At 75.5% G+C, this 19,628-nt stretch carries 13 protein-coding genes; 4 read left to right on the forward strand and 9 right to left on the reverse strand.

The genetic code is table 11. The features are described 5' to 3' along the window. Positions 1–23 precede the first annotated feature (23 nt). Positions 24–3,398: a hypothetical protein gene (locus ACWD4U_RS19880; RefSeq protein WP_363453239.1), complete on the forward strand. Its 3,375-nt coding sequence runs from the start codon at positions 24–26 to the stop codon at positions 3,396–3,398. Positions 3,399–3,599: 201 nt separating this feature from the next. Beyond that, positions 3,600–4,199, forward strand: a complete 600-nt coding sequence (locus tag ACWD4U_RS19885) for an NUDIX hydrolase (RefSeq protein WP_363453241.1) — start codon at positions 3,600–3,602, stop codon at positions 4,197–4,199. 10 nt (positions 4,200–4,209) lie between these two features. Here ACWD4U_RS19885 and ACWD4U_RS19890 read toward each other — a convergent pair whose 3' ends face one another. The 4 genes from ACWD4U_RS19890 to ACWD4U_RS19905 form a co-directional block, all read right to left on the reverse strand. Continuing rightward, positions 4,210–4,794: a hypothetical protein gene (locus ACWD4U_RS19890; RefSeq protein WP_363453243.1), complete on the reverse strand. Its 585-nt coding sequence runs from the start codon at positions 4,792–4,794 to the stop codon at positions 4,210–4,212. Between the two features lie 95 nt (positions 4,795–4,889). Further along, on the reverse strand, positions 4,890–7,016 hold the full coding sequence (locus ACWD4U_RS19895; RefSeq protein ID WP_363453245.1) for an RICIN domain-containing protein: 2,127 nt from the start codon (positions 7,014–7,016) through the stop codon (positions 4,890–4,892). Between the two features lie 130 nt (positions 7,017–7,146). Continuing rightward, on the reverse strand, positions 7,147–7,902 hold the full coding sequence (locus ACWD4U_RS19900; protein WP_363453247.1) for a YqjF family protein: 756 nt from the start codon (positions 7,900–7,902) through the stop codon (positions 7,147–7,149). A gap of 79 nt (positions 7,903–7,981) precedes the next feature. Then, positions 7,982–10,378 (reverse strand): Tex family protein, encoded by a 2,397-nt coding sequence (locus tag ACWD4U_RS19905; protein WP_363453351.1) that lies wholly within the window; start codon positions 10,376–10,378, stop codon positions 7,982–7,984. Positions 10,379–10,612: 234 nt separating this feature from the next. On the opposite strand from ACWD4U_RS19905, the gene ACWD4U_RS19910 reads away from it, so the two are divergent. Continuing rightward, a complete protein-coding gene (locus ACWD4U_RS19910; RefSeq protein ID WP_363453249.1) occupies positions 10,613–11,914 on the forward strand; it encodes a glycosyltransferase 87 family protein in 1,302 nt (433 codons plus the stop codon). Positions 11,915–11,949: 35 nt separating this feature from the next. Continuing rightward, positions 11,950–12,333 (forward strand): PPOX class F420-dependent oxidoreductase, encoded by a 384-nt coding sequence (locus tag ACWD4U_RS19915; RefSeq protein WP_363453251.1) that lies wholly within the window; start codon positions 11,950–11,952, stop codon positions 12,331–12,333. Between the two features lie 7 nt (positions 12,334–12,340). Here ACWD4U_RS19915 and ACWD4U_RS19920 read toward each other — a convergent pair whose 3' ends face one another. The 5 genes from ACWD4U_RS19920 to ACWD4U_RS19940 form a co-directional block, all read right to left on the reverse strand. Next, positions 12,341–13,138: an SGNH/GDSL hydrolase family protein gene (locus ACWD4U_RS19920; RefSeq protein WP_363453253.1), complete on the reverse strand. Its 798-nt coding sequence runs from the start codon at positions 13,136–13,138 to the stop codon at positions 12,341–12,343. A gap of 28 nt (positions 13,139–13,166) precedes the next feature. After that, a complete protein-coding gene (locus ACWD4U_RS19925) occupies positions 13,167–14,411 on the reverse strand; it encodes a cytochrome P450 family protein (RefSeq protein WP_363453255.1) in 1,245 nt (414 codons plus the stop codon). A 174-nt stretch (positions 14,412–14,585) separates the two neighbouring features. Then, complete coding sequence (locus ACWD4U_RS19930; protein ID WP_363453257.1) at positions 14,586–15,386, reverse strand: family 1 encapsulin nanocompartment shell protein; 801 nt, start codon at positions 15,384–15,386, stop codon at positions 14,586–14,588. Continuing rightward, complete coding sequence (locus tag ACWD4U_RS19935; RefSeq protein ID WP_363453259.1) at positions 15,383–16,414, reverse strand: Dyp-type peroxidase; 1,032 nt, start codon at positions 16,412–16,414, stop codon at positions 15,383–15,385. Before ACWD4U_RS19935 ends, ACWD4U_RS19930 begins: the two co-directional genes overlap by 4 nt. Before the next feature lie 101 nt (positions 16,415–16,515). Next, on the reverse strand, positions 16,516–19,620 hold the full coding sequence (locus tag ACWD4U_RS19940; protein ID WP_363453261.1) for an AfsR/SARP family transcriptional regulator: 3,105 nt from the start codon (positions 19,618–19,620) through the stop codon (positions 16,516–16,518). Positions 19,621–19,628 lie beyond the last annotated feature (8 nt).

The raw sequence follows: 19,628 nt of genomic DNA on the forward strand, positions 1-19,628 counted from the left end.
GGTCGTCCGCCAGAATGACCCGCATGTCTCGACTCGACGCCGATCGCCTCCTCGCCGCCCTGGACCCGCTCCCCTACCGCGAGCGGAACACGCTGCTGGCCCGGGCGGTGCGGGAGGCGTCGCCCGCCGAGGTCGACGCGCTGATCGAGGAGCTGGCCGGACGGGGCTGGTTCGAGCTGCGGCTGGCCGTGTTCGCGGCGGTGGTCGCGGCCCGGACCGACCGGCTGGCGGGGTGGCTCACGCATCCGGACCGGGAGGTGCGCGGGCGGGCGATCCGCGCGGTGCGGGACCTGCCGGTGCCGGACGAGGCGGTGGTGGCCGCGTACCGGGACGGGTCGATGGAGGTCCGCGCCGGTCTGCGGAACGCGGTGGTGCTCGGCCGGCGGACGGCGCTCGCCGAGCGCCTGCTGCCGCAGGTGCGGGAGCACTGGGGCGCGGCGGAGGCCGCGGCGCTGCTGCCGGCCTGCTCCCCCGCGGTGATCGCCGCCGAGCTTCCGGGCCTCGCACACGCCGTCAACTCCTGGTACCGGCTGGCCACCTGGCATCCCGACCTGGTGCTGGACCACGCCGAGCGCGAGCTCGCCGGCTGGCCGACGGAGGACCGCAGCGGGTGGTGGCAGCAGCACGACGACAGCGTCCTGGAGGCCCTGCCGCTCCGGCCCGCCCGGGTGCTGGAGCTGCTGGAGCGCTTCGGCCCGCGCTACTTCTCCAGCCGGCTCGCCGCGAGCTTCGGCCACCTGGCCCGGCTCGACGTGGAGCGCGCCACCGCCTGGCTGGCCCACCCGGACCGCGCCCCGCGGCACTGGTCGCCGCTGCCCTCCCGCGCCGCGCTGCGCCTGCTCGCCCGCGCCGAACCGGCGGCGCTGCCCGCGCTGGGCCGCCGCTGGCTGGCCGAGCCGCACCGGCTGGCCGCCCTGCTGCGCGCACTCCCGCCGTCCCGCCGGTCCGCCTTCCTGGACCTGGCGCGCGGCGAACTGCCGCTCACCGAAGCACAGTTGACGGACCAGGTGCTGAAGCTGCTGCCGCGCGAGCGGCGCTGGGCGGAGGTCCGCCGGCTGCGCGAGGAGGCGCTCGCACAGGGGCGCGAGGAGCGGGAGCTGCGCCACCTGACGGCCCTGCTGCCGCCCGCCGACGCACGTCCGGAACTGCTGGCCGCCACCCGCCGGCCGGACGCGGACGAGCGCGCCGCCGCCTGGCGGCACCTGGTGGCCGTCGCGGCCGCCGACGCCGACCCGGCGGCCACCTCCGGCCTGCTCGCCGAACTGCGCCGGGTCCGCAACGAGCGGGACCCGGTCCGTCAGGCCGCCCTGACCGCACTCGCCACCGGCTTCCCGGCGTACCGCCTCACCGACGAACACTCCGAACCGCTCCGCCAGTTGGCCACCGAGGCGCTGGCCGCCCGGGACCTCTCCGCGGCGAGCCGGAGCGCGCTCGGCACGCTGGCGCTCGCCGTGCTGCGTGCGCACCCCACCGGCGAGCGGCCCGCGCTGCTCGGCTGGGCGCTCGAGACGGTGGAGCAACTGACCGCCCGCACCGGCGCGTTGGCCCTCGGCTCACTGGAGGGCAAGCTCCGGCGCGGCCAGCAGAAGCAGGTGCTGGACGCGCTGCGGCCGTGGCTGGACCGGGAGGACCGGCACGGGCGGCACGCCCTGCTGTTCGCGCTGGTCCGGGCGCTCGGGCGGCGCGCCGAACTGCTGCCCGAACTCGGCGAGCGGCTGCTGGGCGTGCTGCGCACCGGGCGGGACGAGGAGTTCACCACCGCGCTGGACCTCTGGCTGGAGCCGCGCCGCGGCCGCGGTGAGCGGATCCTGACCGCGATCGAGATCGAACCCTCCGCGGTGGTGCTGTGGCGGGTCCGACGCCACCTGGGCCGGGTCCGCACCGACCTGCTGGACCTGCTGCTGGCCGACGCCCCGCCGTACGGGCGGTTCCTGCGCCGCGGCGAGCTGCGTCCGCTGCCGGAGGCGTACGACGCGGACCGCTGGCTGCCCCGGCAGGTGGAGCGGCTGGCCGGCTTCCTCGCCGCGATCGCCGCCGACCCGGAGCGCAGCGGCACCGAGCGGGCCTCGGCGATCGGCCGGGCGGCGCTGCTGCCGCACCACGGGCGGCGCCTGGTGCGACGCCACCTCGACGACGGCGACACCCTGCTCGCCGAGGCGGCGCTCGGCGCGCTGCCGTGGACGGACGACCCGGCCGCCGCACTGCCGGAGCTGCTGGCGCACGCCGGCGACGACCGGGCCCGGGTCGCGGTCCACGCCGCCGGGCGGGCCGCCCGGTTCGCCCCGCCGGACCGACTCGTGGCCGTTCTCCACGAGTTGGCGACCCGCACCGAGGGCGTCAAGGTCACCTCGCGCAAGGAGGCGGTGCGGCTGGCCGCCCGGTTCCTGCCGCCCGCGCAGGCCGCCGAGCTGCTCGCCGCGGCCTTCCACGCACCCGGCCAGCACCCGGACGTGCGGGCCGCCGCGGCCGCCTGGACCTCCGGCCTGCTGGACGCCGAGCCGGTCTGGGCCCTGCTCGCCGAGGCCGCCGACGCCCCGGAGCCGCAGGTGCGGCGGGCGGTGCTCGGGGTGACGCCGTTCCGGCTGGAGTCCCGGCACCACGCGCGCTACGCCGCCCTGGTGGCGGCGGTCGCGACCCGGCCGTCCGCCGACCCGGACCAGGCGGCGGCCCGGGCGGCCATCGCGATCCTGCCGACCTGGGCCGGGTACGTGCCCGCGGCGGCCGATCCGCTGCCGGAGCTGGTCGCCGACCTGGACGACCGCGGCCGTTGGCGGCAGGCGGCGGAGGCGCTGCGCCGGCTGGCGGTCTCCGGCCAGGCCCACCCCGTCGGCGGGGCGGCGCCCGGCAGCCTGTTCGGGCGGGCGGTGGCGATGCTGCTGACCGCCGACGGGCAGGCGGAACCCGGGCCCTCCGCGCTGCGGGACCTGCCGGCCCGGCAGCGGATCGAGTCGCTGGCGGGGATCGAGCGCGACCCCTCGCACCGGTCGGCGCTGCTCGCGCTCGCCGACCAACTGGCGGGCCACCAGGAGCTGTTGGCGGTCCGCACCACCCTGCTGGTACGGGTGACGGACCCGGCGGGGCCGGACTTCGCCGCGGACCTGGACCGGTTGGCCGCCGCGCTGGACGGTCGGCCGGTGCTGGCCGGGCGGATGGCGGAGCGGCTCGGCATGGCCATCGCGGGCGGTGAGCTGCCGCCCGCGGCGGCGATCGCCCCGGTGCGGGCGCTCGCCGAGCGCGGCGCGCTGGTGCCCGGACTGCTGGCGGTGTCGGCGGCCGCCCGGCTGGGGCCGCGCCACGACTGGTCCGGCGGCTGGCGGGAGCTGCTCGGCGTGCTGCGGGTCCACCCGGAGCCGGAGGTGCGGGCGGCGGCGTACGAGGTGCTCACCGTCCGGGAGTGACCGCGCGTCCCGGTGACGCCGCCGACGGCGGTGGCGTCACCGTTCCCGAGGCGGCGTCACCGCCGGCCGGGTGAGCGGGAGACCACGGGCGGGTGACGGATCGGCGCGGCTGATTGACGTGATGACACATCCGGGTGACGTTCCGTCAGCCGGAGTGACCGGCCGGGCCCGGTGGCGGCCGGTCAGGACTACGATCGATCAATGACGGAGATGACTCAGCGAGAGACGGCACAGCCCCTGACCACACACCGGACCGCGGCCGAGACCGCCGACCTGGCAGCCAGGTTCCCCGCGCTGCACGCACCGCAGCGATGGGAGTGGGGCGGCATCGACGCCCAGTTCTCGGTGCAGCTGCCGGCCGACGAGCTGATCACCAACATCCACCTGGTGGGCTTCGTCGAGGGCCGGGTGGTGCTGTGCCGGGACACCCGCGGCCACTGGTTCCTCCCGGGCGGTACCCGGGAGGCCGAGGAGAGCGTGGAGTCCTGCCTGGAGCGGGAGTTGCGCGAGGAGGCGGGCGCGAGCCTGGCCGGCCCGCCCACCTGGATCGGCGCCCACCGCGCCGTCGCCGACGGGCCCGTCCCCTACCGCCCCTGGCAGCCCCACCCGGTCAAGGCCTGGCTCTGGGGCTGGGCCGAGGTCGTCCTCGACTCGGCCCCCACCAACCCCGCCGACGGCGAGCAGGTCGTCGAGGTCCGCCCCGTGACCCCCGCCGAGGCCCAGCACCTCCTCACCCACCATCGCGAACCCTGGTGGGCCGAACTCGTCGCCCTGGCGGTGGAGTCGCACTCCGCCACCTGAGGCGAGTCGCTCAGCGGGTCGGGCGGCGGCGGGCGAGCAGGAGGGCGCCGACCACCAGCGTGGCGGCGACCGCGGCGGCGACGGCCACCACCCAGGTCGGCGTCCCGGCCTTCGCCGGGGCCGGGTCGGCCGCCCGCACCGTGGGGGCGGTGGAGGCGCTCGGCCCCTGCGTGGGCGTGGCGGTGGCGGCCGCCGGGCTGCTCGGCGGGTCGGCGGGCAGCGCGGTGACGTCGAGTTCCGCCTCGCCGCGGCCGAGCGTGGGGAACCCGGACTCGACGACCACCTTCCAGTGTCCGGGCGGCAGTTGGCGGGCGGTGGTGTAGATCCCGGGCGGTCCGGCGACGGCCACCAGCGGCCAGGGGCCGAGGGCGCGCCCGTCCGCGCTGGTGGCGTTCACGGCGCCGGCGACCTTCTCGTCGACCGGGTCGTGGTCGTTCTGCCAGGTGGCGGTCACCGTGAGGTGGCCGTCGACCAGGCTGGTGACGGCGAAGGCGATGGTGTCGCCGTGGGCGCCGGCCGGCTGTCCCGCGCCGAGCACGGTGAGGCCCGCGAGGGCGGTGGTGGTGAGGGCGGTGGCGAGGCTGCGCAGGCGCACGTCGGGGAGCTCCTGATCGTTCGTGAGGTCATCGCGGAGAGCGGACGGGGCGGGACGGGAGCGCGCGCTCCCGCCCCGCCGGTGGTGCCGGGCCGTCAGGACGCGGCCTGGACGCTCCAGTTCTGGTACGCCTGCCCGTTGGGCTGCTGCAGCTCCAGCAGCCAGCCGCCGTAGTACCAGCGCTTGCTGGTGCCGAGGACGAGGGTGGAGTCCTTGGCGGTCAGCGCGTAGCAGTGGTCCGCGGCGCCGATCCGCCACTTCTGGGCGTCGGCGGCCGAGCACGGCTGCTGCGCCACGTACTGGCCGGCGACCGCGGCGCCGCCGAGTTGGAGGCACTTGTCGGACTTGACCGAGCGGATCCGGACGTAGCCGTCGCCCGCGTCGTCGAACAGCCACTGCTGGTTGGCGTAGCCGGTCCGCTGGTAGCCGATCAGCACGGCGCCGTCGCGGGTGGAGCCGCCCCACATGTCGGCGGCCTGTCCGGTGAGGTTGTTGATGACCAGGTAGCGGGTGCCGGGGGTGGTCGGGGCGGGTCCGGCGGCCTTCAGGCTGCGGAAGGCGGTGGCCGGGCCGGGCTTGCCGACCTTGCCGCCGGCGTCCTGGACGGCGACGGCGACCTTGTACGCGGTGTCCGGCTTCAGGTTGACCAGGCGGACGACGGTGGAGGTGACGACGGCCAGCGAGCGGCCGTTGACCTGGACGTCGTAGCCGCGGGCTCCGGCGACCGCCGGCCAGCTGAGCAGCGCGGAGACGGCGGTGGTCTGACCGACCGTCACCTTGGGCGCGGTGGTCGGGCCGGTCGGGCTCGGCGCCGGGCTGGTGGGGCCGTCCGTCGCGGAGTGCGTCGGGCTCGGGGTGGTCGTGCTCGGGCTGGGCGAGGCCGACTTGGTCGGCGTCGGGGTCGGGGTGGGAGTCGGGGTCGGCGTCGGGTTGGTGCCGCCGTTCGCGAACAGGAAGCGGTTGTTGGCGATGTTCCAGTGCGTGGCCAGGTAGCTGCCCGGCTGCGGGTCGGTGTTGAAGTAGTCGTCGTGGTTGCAGTCGAGGCGCTCGTCCTCGGCCCGGTTGGGGCAGAGGGTCTGCATCTTCGGGTAGTACGGCGAGTCGGAGTAGCACATGATGTCCCACTCGTCGACGCAGTGGCCGCCCTTGCTGGTGTGCGGGGCGCTGTTGTTGACGGCGCCGAGGTTGTGGCCGAGCTCGTGGGCGGCGGTGGAGCCGCTCCAGCAGCCGCTGTCGGTGCGGCCGTAGGACGGGCCGAAGTTCGACTGGTTGTCCTGGCCCGGGCGCTCGTCGCCCGCGAAGGTGCCTATGCCGCAGTACACGTCCGCGTCCGCGAAGATCATGTACTTGCGGTCCTGGCGGTTGAAGCCCTGCCCGGCGAGCGCCTTGTTGGAGGCGCCGAACTCCTGCATCGCCGCGGCGGGCAGCTCGACGTCCAGCACCGCCGCCGAGCAGTCGGCCTCGGTGACGAACCGGATGTGCCGGACGCCGCCGGTCTCCTGGGCGCTGGCGTTGTAGATGACGTCGGTGTCCGCCGCCCACTTCTTGAAGGAGGCGAGGTACTGCCCGAACCGGTCCTTGCCCGGGGCGTGCACGTACAGCACCTGCACGCGGTTGCCGGTGGTGCCGTCGCCGTCGCAGACCACCTTGGAGCCGTCGGCCGCGGCCGGCGCCGCGGCGGCGGGGGTTCCGGTGCCCGCGGTGGGCCCGGCCAGCGACTGGCCGGTCTGCAGGTCGAGGACGGGCGGCGCGTCGGCCAGCAGGTCCGCGGCGGCGGGCGCGTCGCCGCCGGTCGGCACCAGGTCGGCGGGCTTCTGCTCCCCGGTGACGGCCGGCGGGGTGTCCTTGTGCACGTCCACGCCGGGCGGTGGGGCGTCCGGTCCGTGGGTGCACTGCCCTTCGCTGTCGGCCTTGAAGACGCCGACGCAGCGGTCGCCGCTGGCAGCCGGGACGAGGCCGCCGTAGACCAGTCCGCGTGCCGGGTCGTCCTTGGGGACGGAGGTGACCGGGACGGGCGTGTCGTGGTGCAGCGGGGCGGTGGCCGAGGTCGGCTCCACCTCCTGCACCACCGCGGCGTCCGCCGAGGTGTGCAGGTCCCGGCCGCCCTCCACCACGGTGCCGATGGTGAGGGCGCCGGCGATCAGTCCCGCGGTGAGGGCGGTCGCGGTGAACAGTCGTCCGCGGGGGCTGCGACGGCGGTGCGATGGGATCTTGCGCGACATGGGTCTCCTTGTCGGCCGACGAGGGATGTGGTGAGTGCCGACACATGGGAGATCCCTGGAACCACAGGGGATAACAGAAATCGCACGGAAATTCTGAAACTGTTCGGATCCGCCGCCGCGGGGCGGGTGTTCAGCGCCCGGGAGCGTCCGCCGGACGGCCGAAGCGGACCGGCACGCCGGGCGAGTACAGCACGCTCACCGGCGGCCCGTCCGGCGCCGGGAGCCCGGCCGCGGCCACCAACTCGTCCTCGAAGTCGAGGAGTTCCGCCCGGTGCAGCGGCCAGCGCGGATGGGTGTTGGGCAGGTACAGCGTCCGCCCGTACGCGGCGACGTGCAGGCCCCAACGGGCCGTCAGGAAGTGTTCGAGTCCGGTCGGCCGCTCGATCCGCGCACCGACGCGGACCGTGATCCGACTGCGCGCCCCGCGCGGTCCGGGCCAGCGGCGGCGGCTGGTGTAGCTGATGGTCGCGCCCTCGCGGCGGATCGCCATCCCGGCCCACGTGTAGGGCAGCCGGAAGGCGCTGCGGGCCACCGCGACCGGCAGGAGCCTGGAGGCCTCCAGCGAGCGGAACACCACGCCGCGCCGCCCGTGCCGGTCGACCGAGTAGAGCCGGACGTTGGTCTCCGGGAAGGTGCCGAGGTAGGGGATGCCCGGCAGCCGCAGCCATCCCACCCGGTGCATCCGGAACGCCACCAGGCCGACGTAGCTGAGCCCGTCGTGGGTGTCGGGCACGGTCCCGGCCGGCAGCAGCGGCGCGACGTCCGCGGGGTCGACGGCCCAGTGCAGGAAGGACAGGTCGAGCCAGGACTGGGTGAGCAGCGTGTCCGGCACCGCGCGCACCGGGTCGGGCGTGATCGGCTCCGCGGGAACAGGGACCAGGGCCATGCCGCCAGGGTCCCACGCCGGACCGGCCCGGGCCGACCGATCGCGGTCGGCCCGGGCGGCAACTCGGCTGCCGGGGGCGCTACTTGGTCAGGCCGGCCCGGCGCAGCGCGTCGGCCATGGCGCTGTTGGCGGGCGCGGGGGCCTGGGCGCGGTCGTTGCCGCGGCGGTCCTGGCGGGGCGGCCGGGAGTCGCGCTGGTTGCCGCCCCGACCGGCGTCACGGCCCTCCCCACGGCCGCCGTCGCGGCCACCGTCGCGACCCCCGTCCCGTCCGCCGTCGCGGCGGCCGGGCCCGGCGCCCGGAGTGGTGTCGTCGTCGAGGCGCAGGGTGAGGCCGATCCGCTTGCGCGGGACGTCGACGGCGGTGACCTTGGCGCGGACGATGTCGCCGGGCTTGACCACCTCGCGCGGGTCCTTGACGAAGTTCCTGGACAGCGCGGAGACGTGCACCAGGCCGTCCTGGTGGACGCCGATGTCGACGAAGGCGCCGAACGCGGCGACGTTGGTGACCACGCCCTCCAGGATCATGCCCACCTCGAGGTCGGCGATCTTCTCGACGCCGTCCTTGAAGGTGGCGGTCTGGAAGGCGGGGCGCGGGTCGCGGCCGGGTTTGTCGAGCTCGCCGAGGATGTCGGTGACGGTCGGCACGCCGAAGGTGTCGTCGGCGAAGTCGGCGGCCCGCAGCGAGCGGAGCACCGCGCCGTTGCCGATCAGGGCGCGCAGGTCGCCGCCGGTGGCGGTGAGGATGCGGCGCACCACGGGGTAGGCCTCGGGGTGGACCGCGGAGGCGTCCAGCGGGTCGTCGCCGTCGGGGATGCGCAGGAAGCCGGCGCACTGCTCGAACGCCTTCGGGCCGAGCCGGGCGACGTCCTTGAGCGCCTTGCGGGTGCGGAACGGCCCGTTGGCGTCGCGGTGGGCGACGATGTTGTCGGCGAGCGTGCCGGTGATGCCGGAGACCCGGGTGAGCAGCGGGGCGGAGGCGGTGTTGACGTCCACGCCGACCGCGTTGACGCAGTCCTCGACCACGGCGTCCAGGGAGCGCGAGAGCTTCAGCTCGCTCAGGTCGTGCTGGTACTGGCCGACGCCGATCGACTTGGGGTCGATCTTGACCAGCTCGGCCAGCGGGTCCTGCAGGCGGCGGGCGATGGAGACGGCGCCGCGGATCGAGACGTCCAGTCCGGGCAGCTCCTGGGCCGCGAAGGCGGAGGCGGAGTACACCGACGCGCCGGCCTCACTGACCATCACCTTGGTCAGCCCCAGCTCGGGGTGACGCTTGATCAGGTCGACGGCGAGCTTGTCGGTCTCCCGGGAGGCGGTGCCGTTGCCGATCGCGACCAGGTCCACGCCGTGCTTCGCGGCGAGCACCGCGAGGGTGTGCACGGCCGCGTCCCACTTGTTGGCGGGCTGGTGCGGGTAGACGGTCTCGTGGGCGAGCACCTTGCCGGTGGCGTCGACGACGGCGACCTTGACGCCGGTGCGGAAGCCCGGGTCGAGGCCCATGGTGGCGCGGGTGCCGGCCGGGGCGGCGAGCAGCAGGTCGCGCAGGTTGGCGGCGAACACCCGCACCGCCTCGTCCTCGGCCGCGCCGCGCAGCCGGGTGCGCAGGTCGATGCCGAGCCGGACCAGGACGCGGGTGCGCCAGGCCCAGCGGACGGTGTCGGTGAGCCACTTGTCGGCGGGGCGGCCGCGGTCGGCGATGCCGAAGCGGGCGGCGATCCGCTGCTCGTAGTCGCTCGCGCCGGGCAGGTCGGCCTCCTGGTCGCCGTCGTACGGCGAGAGTTCGAGGTCGAGCACCTCCTCCTTCTCGCCGCGCAGCATCGCCAGGATGCGGTGCGAGGGGAGCCTGGTGAACGGCTCGGCGAAGTCGAAGTAGTCGGCGAACTTGGCGCCGTCCTGCTCCTTGCCGTCGCGGACGGTGGCGACCAGGCGGCCGCGGGTCCACATCCGCTCGCGCAGCGAGCCGACCAGGTCGGCGTCCTCGCCGAAGCGCTCGACCAGGATGGCGCGGGCGCCGTCCAGGGCGGCGGGGGCGTCGGCGACCTGCTCGTTCAGGAAGGTCGCGGCGAGCGCGGCCGGGTCCTGGCCCGGGTCGGCGAGCAGGGTGTCGGCGAGCGGCTCCAGGCCGGCCTCGCGGGCGATCTGCGCCTTGGTGCGGCGCTTCGGCTTGTAGGGGAGGTAGATGTCCTCCAGCCGGGCCTTGGAGTCGGCGGCGAGGATCTGGGCGCGCAGCGCGTCGTCCAGCTTGCCCTGCGCCGCGATCGACTCCAGCACCGCGGCGCGGCGCTCCTCCAGCTCGCGCAGGTAGCGCAGCCGCTCCTCCAGGGTGCGCAGCTGGGTGTCGTCGAGGGCGCCGGTGACCTCCTTGCGGTACCGGGCGATGAAGGGGACGGTCGAGCCGCCGTCGAGCAGCTCGACGGCCGCCTTCACCTGGCCTTCGCGGACGCCCAGCTCCTCGGCGATCTTGCGTTCGACGGGCATGGTCACGATGCCGGTCACCCTTTCCTGACTCGCTTGCGCACCCTCACCCGCATGCGCACTGTCGCCGTGCATTCTGGCAGGTCCGGCCGACGGAATCCGGCGGGCCGGGTGGACCGCCCTGGCGTGGCGCGTTCCGGGGACGCGCGGGGACACGCGCCGCCGCCGGGATCAACCCGCCCCATTCGTCTGATATGAGAGAGATCGCATGGTCACTCGGCAGAGTTGGAGGACGCGGTGGCGCAGGCCCCGATCCAGGTCACCACCCCGCCGGCCGCGCCGTACCGCTGGAACCGCCCCGCCAGCTGGCCCCGCGAGGTGCTCACCCTCGGCGCCTACTGGCTGGCCAGCCGGATGCTGATGATCGGACTGCTCCGCTCCGGCAAGGCCGAACCCGCCATCGAGGTGCACCGGATCTACCACGGCTGGTACCAGGTGCTGCGCACCGGCACCTTCCCGGTCGACGACGTGACCTGGCAGTACCCGCCCGGCGCGGCGCTGCCGATGCTCGCTCCCGGCGCACTGCCGTTCCTGACGTACCTTCAGGCCTTCGTGCTGCTGATGCTGCTCACCGACGCCGCGGCGCAGGCCCTGCTGCTGGCGGTCGCGCTGCGCTCCGGGCGGGCCCGGCCCGGGCGCTCCACCGCGGGCGCCTGGCTGTGGGCGCTCGCCCTGCCGCTGCTGCTCGGCCTGCCGTTCGGCCGCTACGACCTGCCGGTCACGGCCTTGGCGATGGCCGCGCTCCTGCTGCTGCCCGCCCGGCCCCGGCTGGCCGGCGCGCTCGCCGGGATCGGCGCCCTGGTCAAGGTCTGGCCCGCGCTGACCGTGCTCGGCACCCCGCGCGGCCGCACCACCCGCCAGGCCTGGACCGCCACCGCGCTCTCCGCCCTCGCCCTGCTGCTGGTGCTCGCCGCGCTCTTCGCGCACACCTTCGACTTCCTGCACGCCCAGCGCGGCCGCGGCGTGGAGATCGAGTCGCTCGGCGGCAGCGCCCTGCAGGTCGCCCGGCTGTACGGCTGGCCCGGCGAGGTGGAGCAGCACTACGGCTCGCTGGAGTTCCTCGGCCCGCACGTCCACCGGGTCTCCCAGCTCTCGCTGCTGCTCACCGCCGCCGCGTTCGGCTGGCTGCTGCTGTGGCGGCTGCGCGCCCGCCGCTGGACCTCCGCCACCCCGTACGACGCCGCGCTCAGCGCCGTCCTGCTGTTCACCGTCACCAGCCGGGTGATCTCCCCGCAGTACCTGATCTGGCTGATCGGGCTGGCCGCGGTCTGCCTGACCGTCCGGGAGAGCTGCCAGCGGCCGATCGCGCTGCTGCTGCTCCCGGCGATCGGCATCACCACCATCGACTACCCGCTGTTCTTCGACGCGATGCAGGTCGGCGGCTGGCGGCCGACCGTCGTCATCCTGGCCCGCAACGGGCTGCTGCTGACCGCCGGCGCCTGGTCCGCCGCCCGGCTGTGGCGGGCCACCGTCTCCCCCGCCGCCGAGCCCCACCCGGCCGCCAGCCCCGCGCGGCCCGATCCGGTGCAGGCCGCCTGACGCCCCGTCGGCGCGCCGGCCGTACACTCCCACGCATGGCCGACACCCCGCTGGACCGGCTCGCCGCCGGCAAGTACCTGCTGATCACCAGTTACAAGAAGGACGGCACCGGCGTGCCGACTCCGGTCTGGATGGTCCGCGACGGCGACACCCTCGGGGTGTGGACCGTCGCCGACTCCTGGAAGGTCAAGCGGATCCGCCGCAACAGCGCGGTCCTGGTCGGCCCGTGCGACCTGCGCGGCAACCCAACCGGCGAGCCCGTCCCGGCCACCGCCGTGCTCGCCGACCCGGAGACCACCGCCCGCTACCGCACGCTGCTCGGCCGCAAGTACGGCCTGATCGGCCGCCTCACGGTGTACGGCAGCAAGCTGCGCCGCGGCGCGTCCGGCACGGTCGGGATCACCATCACGCCGTCCTGACGGGCCGTCAGGCCTCGAAAGGCAGCAGCTCGGGGCGCTTGGCCGGGCGGCCGTCGCCGGAGGAGCGGCCGCGCAGGCGGCGGCCGATCCACGGGCCGAGGTGGGCGCCCAGCCAGCGGACGTCCTCGCGCAGCTTCTGCCCGCGGCCGCGGGTGTCCGGCTCGGCCAGCGGCGCCCGCCAGTCCTCGCCGGACGGGCGGCCGAGCGCCTCCAGCACCGCCAGCGCGACCCGCCGGTGGCCCTCCGGCGAGAGGTGCAGCCGGTCCTCCGCCCACAGCCGGCGGTCGTCGAAGACCGGCGCCGAGAACAGGTCGACCAGCACCACCCGGCCCGGGTTCTGCTCCACCAGCCGCTGCACGAAGCCCTTCATCCGCAGGATCGCGGGCAGCAGCCGGGAGCTCCCGGCGAGCCGCCGGGTCGGGTCGGTCGAGGTGAACATCACCACCGTGCGGCCGTCCGCGACCAGCAGTTCGGCGCACTCGCCGAGCCGCAGCTCGACCTCGTCCACGTCGCACCCCGGCCGCAGCACGTCGTTCAGCCCGCCGGCCAGCGTCACCAGGTCGGCGTCCATCGCCGCCGCCAGGTCCACCTGCTCGGCCCGGATCTGGCCGATCAGCTTCCCGCGCACCGCCAGGTTGGCGTAGCGGAACCCGTCCCCCTCGGCGGCGAGCGCCTCGGCGACCCGGTCCGCCCAGCCGCGGAACTGCCCGTCGGGCAGCACGTCGTCGCACATGCCCTCGGTGAACGAGTCCCCCACCGCCACCATCGCCCGGTACTGCCGCACACCGCCTCCTGGGTTGTTCATGCTTCAACCCTACCGAGCGGTTCGCGGCTCACTCCGCCGTGCTCCGGGGGCGCGGGACCACCTCCAGCCCCACCAGGCCGTTGACCATCATCGACTGGACGCGGGTGGGCTCCTGCCCGGGGTCGGCGAGCGCGAGCTCGGGCAGCCGCGCGAACAGCGTGGTCAGCGCGATCTGCGCCTCCAGCCGGGCGAGGTGCGCGCCGAGGCAGAAGTGCGGGCCGAAGCCGAAGGCGAGGTGCGCCTTGTCCGCCCGGGTCGGGTCGAACGCGTCCGGGCGGTCCGGGTGGACCAGCGGGTCCCGCCCGGCGGCGGCGAAACCGATGATGATCGGATCGCCCTTGGGGATGACGACGCCCTCACCGAGGTCGATGTCCTCGACCGCGTACCGCAGCGGGAGGTGCATCACCGGGCCCTCGACCCGCAGCGTCTCCTCGATCACGTCCGTCCAGCCGACGGTGCCCGCGCGCAGCCGGTCGAGGTGCTCGGGGTGGGTGAGCAGGGCGTGGACGGCGCTGGTGATCAGGTTGACGGCGGTCTCGTACCCCGCGCCGATCATCGCGAACATGGTGCCGATCAGCTCCGGCTCGGACATCGGCTGCTCGCCGGGGCCGGCCGACAGCAGCAGGTCGCCGGTCAGGTCGGCCGCCGGGTGGGCCCGCTTGTGGGCGATGAACTCGCTGAGCCGGTCGTGGAGTTCGGCCTGCGCGGCGAGCATCTCCGGCGGGGCGAGGGTGGAGTCGAGCAGGGTGTCGATCGCGTGGCCGATCGCCGCGCGCAGGTACTCGGGCACCCCGAACAGGTCGCAGATGACCGTCATGGTGAGCGGCAGCGACAGGGCCTGCCGCAGGTCGACGCGCTCCCCCGGCGGCAGCGCGCCGATCGCCTCGACCAGGCGGTCCGCCGTCGCCTGGACCTGCGGGCGCATCGCCTCCACCCGGCGCGGCGAGAAGGCCGGGGCGATCCGGCCCCGCGCCCGGTGGTGCTCGGCGCCGTGGGTGTTGGCGAAACTGTCCTGGAAGGCCACCGGGCCCAGCGCCCAGCCCTCCGGGACGTCGGCCACTCCCGGCCAGTGCCGGCGGAAGTCGCGGGAGACCCGGGGGTCGCCGGTCAGCGCCTGGATGACGGCGTGCCGGGTCACCGACCAGGCGTGGACGGACCCGGGGAGCTCGACCAGCACCGCCGGCCCCCGGGCGCGCAGCACGGCGGCCTCGGCGTGCATCGCGCTGCCCGACGGATCGAGGACGGGACATCTCGGAACGGACGAGGACGACATGGCGATGCTCCCCCCACCTGAGGTCCGCACGGGGCGGCTCCCACCGGCCGGCTCCGCCTGGTGACGCAGCGGCTACACAGTGCAGTCACATGGTGGGGCCGGCCGCCCGCCGCCGGGAAGGGATGCGCCGAGTTTGGCCCGATTCCGCTGCCTCAGACATGAGTTGACGCTCCGTCAGGCTCCGGTGAGGGTCACCGCCGCCTCGGCCGTGTGCAGCTGGAAGGTCAGCGACTCCTGGAGGTAGAGCCGGACGGTGGCCTCGTCGTGCGACAGGTAGCCGATCGACAGGTCCTCGCCCAGGTGCAGCTCGAAGTCGCCGCCGCGGGCGGAGAGCAGCACCGCGCCCTCGATGGCGGGGGCCCAGATGATCTCGCCGTCGAGCAGCCGGGCCAGGTGGTTGTGGACGGGGTAGCCGTGGTCGGAGGTCTCGTTGACGGCGGTGTAGGCGTCCGCGCCGAGCAGCAGCGAGTAGGGGCCGCCGACGCCGGCCAGCCGCAGCACGGTCAGGGCGCGGCTGACCGCGTTGGGGTAGTCGCGGATGTCCTCCGGCAGCGCGACCGGGGTGTTGCTGGCGCCGTCGCGGATGCCGGTGATCCCGGCGGCGGCGTAGCCGTTGAAGATCGCCCGGTCCTCGGCCAGCGCGATGGCGCGGGCGGCGTCCTTGACCGGGTCCCAGTCGGAGTCCTTCGAGCCGCGCTCCACGTCGTCGACGGCCGCCCGGGTGACCTCGAACGGCACCCGCAGCTCGACCAGCGGCCGGCACTCCCGGGCCCGGGCGCGCACGCCTTCGCCGGGCGGGGTGATGTCGCTGAGGTGGCCGGTGCCGATCGCGGCGAGTTCCGGGCCGTCCGGCCCGAGCAGGTCGACGACCCGGCGGCCGGCCAGGTGCAGCTTGAAGGTCCGCCGGGCCTCCTCCTCGATCTCGGCCCAGGCGGCGGCGGAGACGGGCGCCAGCTCGCGGTGCAGGTTGTTCACGGTGCGGTGCTCCTCTTCAGGCTGCCGATGCGGAGACTGCCGTCCCCGGCGGCCGGCGTGGACGGGGTGTCGGCGGCAGCGCGGGGCGCGGCGAGGCCGGGGGCGGGCGGCGGGTCGTTCAGGAAGTCCGCGCTGGGCACGTGGAAGAAGGTGCCGGTGACGGCGGTGGAGAAGTCCAGCAGCCGGTCGTGGGCGGCGGGTCCGCGGCCGAGGAACATGTTGCGGAGCATCTGCTCGGTCACCCACGGGTCGCGGGCGTAGCCGATGAAGTAGGTGCCGCACTCGCCGCCGTCGGTGAACGAGCCGAACGGCATGTTGAGCCGCCAGATGTCGCGGTCCTCGCCGTCCGGGCCGGTGACGGTGTTCAGCGCGACGTGCGAGTCGGCGGGCTTGGCGGCGTCGTCGAGTTCGACGTTGTCGAGCTTGGTGCGGCCGATGACCAGCTCCTGGCGCTCGGTGCCGAGCCCGTGCCAACCGGCCATGTCGTGCAGGTACTTCTGCACGATGACGTAGCTGCCGCCGGCGAACTCCGGGTCCTCGTCGCCGATCAGCACCGCGTCGGCGGCGTCCTGGCCGACCGGGTTCTCGGTGCCGTCGACGAAGCCGATCAGGTCGCGGCAGTCGAAGTACCGGAAGCCGTGCGTCTCGTCGGCCACGGTGACCGCGTCGCCGAGCCGGCGGCTGATCAGGGCGGCCAGCTCGAAGCACAGGTCCATCCGCTCGGCCCGGATGTGCACCAGCAGGTCACCGGGGGTGGCGGGGGCCAGGTGGCGGGGGCCGGCCAGCTCCCGGAAGGGGTGCAGCCCGGCGGGGCGGGGCCCGGCGAACAGCCGGTCCCAGGCGTCCGAGCCGATGCCGAGCACCAGGCTGAGCCGGTCGAGCGGGGCGCGGGTGCTCACCGATCGGGCCAGGCCGCCGAGTTCGGGCAGCAGCGCGCGGACGGCCGGCTCGCCGCCCGGCTCGACGGCCAGCACCAGGAACACGGCGGCCCCGGTCAGCGTGGAGAGGACCGGTTGGGGCTGCGGCATGGCGGATGCTCCCAGGACTGCCGGGGACGAACGGGTCGACGCCCGCAGACCATATCCGGCAAAAGATCCGACAGACCGTCATACCGCCCGTACCGGGCGTGTCAGGTCGCGGCGGCGGGCAGGCCCTCCAGTCCGGCGCGGACGGCGGCGGCGCCGGCCTCGTCGCCCACCTTGCCGTACAGCGCGCCGGCCTCGTCCCAGAGTCCGGCGGCGTCGCTCCAGCGGTGCTGGGCGGCGCGTACCCGGGCCAGGTCGTGCAGCGCGTTCGCCGCCTCCCGCAGGGCCCCGGCGCTGCGGTAGACCGCGAGGGCCTGCTCCAGGAGTTCGGCCGCGGCGGTGAGGTCGCCGGTGCGCAGGCGGACCCGGGCGAGGTGGTGGCGGGCGATCGTGGGCCCGTTGCGTTCGCCGAGCTGCCGGTAGACGTCCAGGGCGCGCTGGAGCTGGTCCGCCGCGGCGTGGTCGTCGCCGGCCAGGTGGTGCAGGCGGCCGAGTTCGCTGCGCGCGTTCGCCTCGCCGAGGCGGTGGCCGAGCCTGCGGTAGACGGCGAGGGCCTGTTCCAGCAGGGTCGCGGCTGCGGGCAGGTCGTCGGCGGCCTGCTGGATGCGCCCCAGGTCCCACAGCACGTTGGCCTCGCCGAGCGGCTCGTCCAGCGCGCGGTAGCCGGCCAGCGCCTGCCGGCACAGCTCGGCCGCCCCGGCGTAGTCCTGGGCCATCTGCCGGACCCGGCCCAGGCCCCACAGGGCGCCCGCTGCGACGAACGGGTTGTCGGTCTCGCGGGCCCGGGCGAGGGCCTGCTCGTGGTAGGCGGCGGACCTGTCGTGGTTCTGCGCCATGTGCGCGACGCGCCCCAACTGCCAGAGCGCGACGGCCTCGCCGAAGCCGTCGCCGAGCCGCCGGTGGATCTCCAGCGCCTGCCGGTGCAGCTCGTGCGCGCCCGACTGGTCGCCCGCCACCAGCAGTTGGCGGCCCAGCTCGCCGAGGGCGTCGGCCTCCGCGGCGGTGTCGCCCAGCTCCCGCGCGGCGGCGACCGCGGCGCGGTGCAGCTCGACGGCCGGCGCCCAGCGCCCGTCCTGGTCGAGCAGCGCGGCGAGGCAGCGGCTGAGCACGATCGCCCGCGCCGGGTGGCGCCGGGCGACGGCGAGCAGGGTGTCCTGTTCCGCGCGCAACCACCGCACGGCGGACTCCCGGTCGGGGAAGTCGCGCTGCCGGGCGGACGGCGGGCAGCCGGGGGAAGCACCGGGGCGGACCCAGCGGGCGATCCGCGCGTTGGCCAGGTGGGCGGTGAACTGATAGTAGTCGAGCATCCGTTCTAGGGCGGCGGCGCGCTCCCGCTCGGCCGCCGGGTCGTCGCCGGGAGTCCGGGCGTGCAGGCGGACCAGGTCGTGGAAGCGGTAGCGGCCCGGCGTGTGCTGGGTGAGCAGGTGGTGGTCGAGCAGCGCGTCCAGCAGATCCTCGGCGACCCAGCGGCCGGTCCCGAGCAGGCAGGCGGCGGCCTCCGCGTCGACATCGGGACCGGGAGCGAGGCCGAGCGCGCGGAACAGCCGCCGCTCGGCGGCGGGCAGCGCCGCGCAGGAAGCGTCGAAGACCGCCGCGAGGTCCCGCTCTCCGTCCCGGATCCCCTCCAGCCGACCGGTCTCGTCGCGCAGCTGCGCCACCACGTCCTCCAGCCAGAGGCTCTGACGGTGCCTCAGCCGGGCCGCGGTGATCCGCACCGCCAGCGGCACCCGGCCGCACAGGTCGACGAGTTCGGCCACGCCGGGGTGCCCCTCGGGGACCCGGCCGGGCCCTGCGGTGCGGTGGAACAGGTCGGCCGCCTCCGGTGCGGAGAGCAGGTCCAGGCCGACGGGGTAGACGTCGTCCAGCGCGGTCAGCCGCCGCCGGCTGGTCACCAGCACCAGGCAGCCGGGGCCGCCGGGCAGCAGCGGGCGCACCTGGTCGCTGCCGGCAGCGTTGTCGAGCAGGATGAGCGTGCGGGTGCCGGCGAGGCGGGAGCGGAGCAGGGCGGCCCGCTGGTCGGTGTCGCGCGGGATCGACTGCGGGGCGGTGCCCAGCGCGCGCAGCAGGCGGTCCAACGCCTCGGCGGCGGTGAGCGGTTCGCCGCCCGGGGTGTGGCCGTGCAGGTCGAGGAAGAGCCGCCCACTGGGGAACAGCTCGCGCACCCGGTGGGCGGCGTGCACGGCCAGCGCGGTCTTGCCGATCCCGGCCATGCCGTCGACCGCGCACACCACGCTGGTGGTCGCGTCCGGGTCGACGGCCTCCCGGGCCAGCGCCAGCAGCCGGTCGAGCTCGGCCGAGCGGCCGGTGAACGTCCGCGTGTCGGACGGGAGTTGGTCGATCGGCTGGAGATCCGGCAGCGGCGGCTCGGTGCGCGCTCGCGGCACCGCCGGCGTCCCCGGGGCGGGCTCGGCCGGGGCGAGCCGGACAGTGGCGGGCGAGGCGGGCGAGGGCGAGGCCGGCGCGGGCACCTCGTCGCGCAGCACCGCCTGCTCCAGGCCGAGCAGCCGTGGCCCGGGCTCCAGTCCGTAGTCCTCGACCAGACGGGCGCGGGTGCGGCGGATCACCTCCAGCGCGTCGGTCTGCCGTCCGCTGCGGTACAGGGCGAGGGCGAGCCGCTCGGCGATGCCCTCGGCGTGCGGGTGGGCGCCGAGCTGGGCGGTGAGTTCGGGGATCAGCACCTGATGCCGGGAGCGGTCCAACTCCAGGTCGGCGAGCAGTTCGTGGGCCGCCCGCCGCTCCTCGTCCAGCCGGACCCGGGACGCCGCGGCGTACGGCGCGTCGACCCCGGCCAGTGCCTCGCCCTGCCAGAGGTCCAGCGCCGCGCGCAGCAGCGGCACCGGGTCCGGCTCGCCGCCGCGTGCCGCGGCCTGCCGGGCGTGGGCCACCGCGGCCGAGAAGCGGGTGGCGTCGAGCGACTCGGGCGGGTGGACCAACCGGTAGCCCGCGCCGTCCGCGATCAGCCGGTGCTCCTCGCCGGCCTCGGCGAACGGGAGCTCCTGGCGCAGCCGGGAGACGATGGTGTGCACCTGCTGCCGGACGGTGCGCGGCGGCCGCTCGCCCCACAGGCCGTCGATGAACTGATCGGTGCTCAGGATCCGGTTCTGCTGGAGCAGGAGCAGGCCGAGCGCGGCCCGCAGCCGCGGCCCGGGCAGCGGGACGGGCCGCCGCCGGTGGACGACGGCCGGTGGGCCGAGGACCGTGTACTCCATGCGCAAGC

The sequence above is a fragment of the Kitasatospora sp. NPDC002522 genome (assembly GCF_053595195.1).

Coding starts and splice junctions, on each gene's coding strand:
- ACWD4U_RS19880 (WP_363453239.1), top strand. CDS start 24: ATGTCTCGACTCGACGCCGATCGCCTCCTCGCCGCCCTGGACCCGCTC.
- ACWD4U_RS19885 (WP_363453241.1), top strand. CDS start 3,600: ATGACGGAGATGACTCAGCGAGAGACGGCACAGCCCCTGACCACACAC.
- ACWD4U_RS19895 (WP_363453245.1), bottom strand. CDS start 7,016: ATGTCGCGCAAGATCCCATCGCACCGCCGTCGCAGCCCCCGCGGACGA.
- ACWD4U_RS19900 (WP_363453247.1), bottom strand. CDS start 7,902: ATGGCCCTGGTCCCTGTTCCCGCGGAGCCGATCACGCCCGACCCGGTG.
- ACWD4U_RS19905 (WP_363453351.1), bottom strand. CDS start 10,378: ATGCCCGTCGAACGCAAGATCGCCGAGGAGCTGGGCGTCCGCGAAGGC.
- ACWD4U_RS19915 (WP_363453251.1), top strand. CDS start 11,950: ATGGCCGACACCCCGCTGGACCGGCTCGCCGCCGGCAAGTACCTGCTG.
- ACWD4U_RS19920 (WP_363453253.1), bottom strand. CDS start 13,138: ATGAACAACCCAGGAGGCGGTGTGCGGCAGTACCGGGCGATGGTGGCG.
- ACWD4U_RS19925 (WP_363453255.1), bottom strand. CDS start 14,411: ATGTCGTCCTCGTCCGTTCCGAGATGTCCCGTCCTCGATCCGTCGGGC.
- ACWD4U_RS19935 (WP_363453259.1), bottom strand. CDS start 16,414: ATGCCGCAGCCCCAACCGGTCCTCTCCACGCTGACCGGGGCCGCCGTG.
- ACWD4U_RS19940 (WP_363453261.1), bottom strand. CDS start 19,620: ATGGAGTACACGGTCCTCGGCCCACCGGCCGTCGTCCACCGGCGGCGG.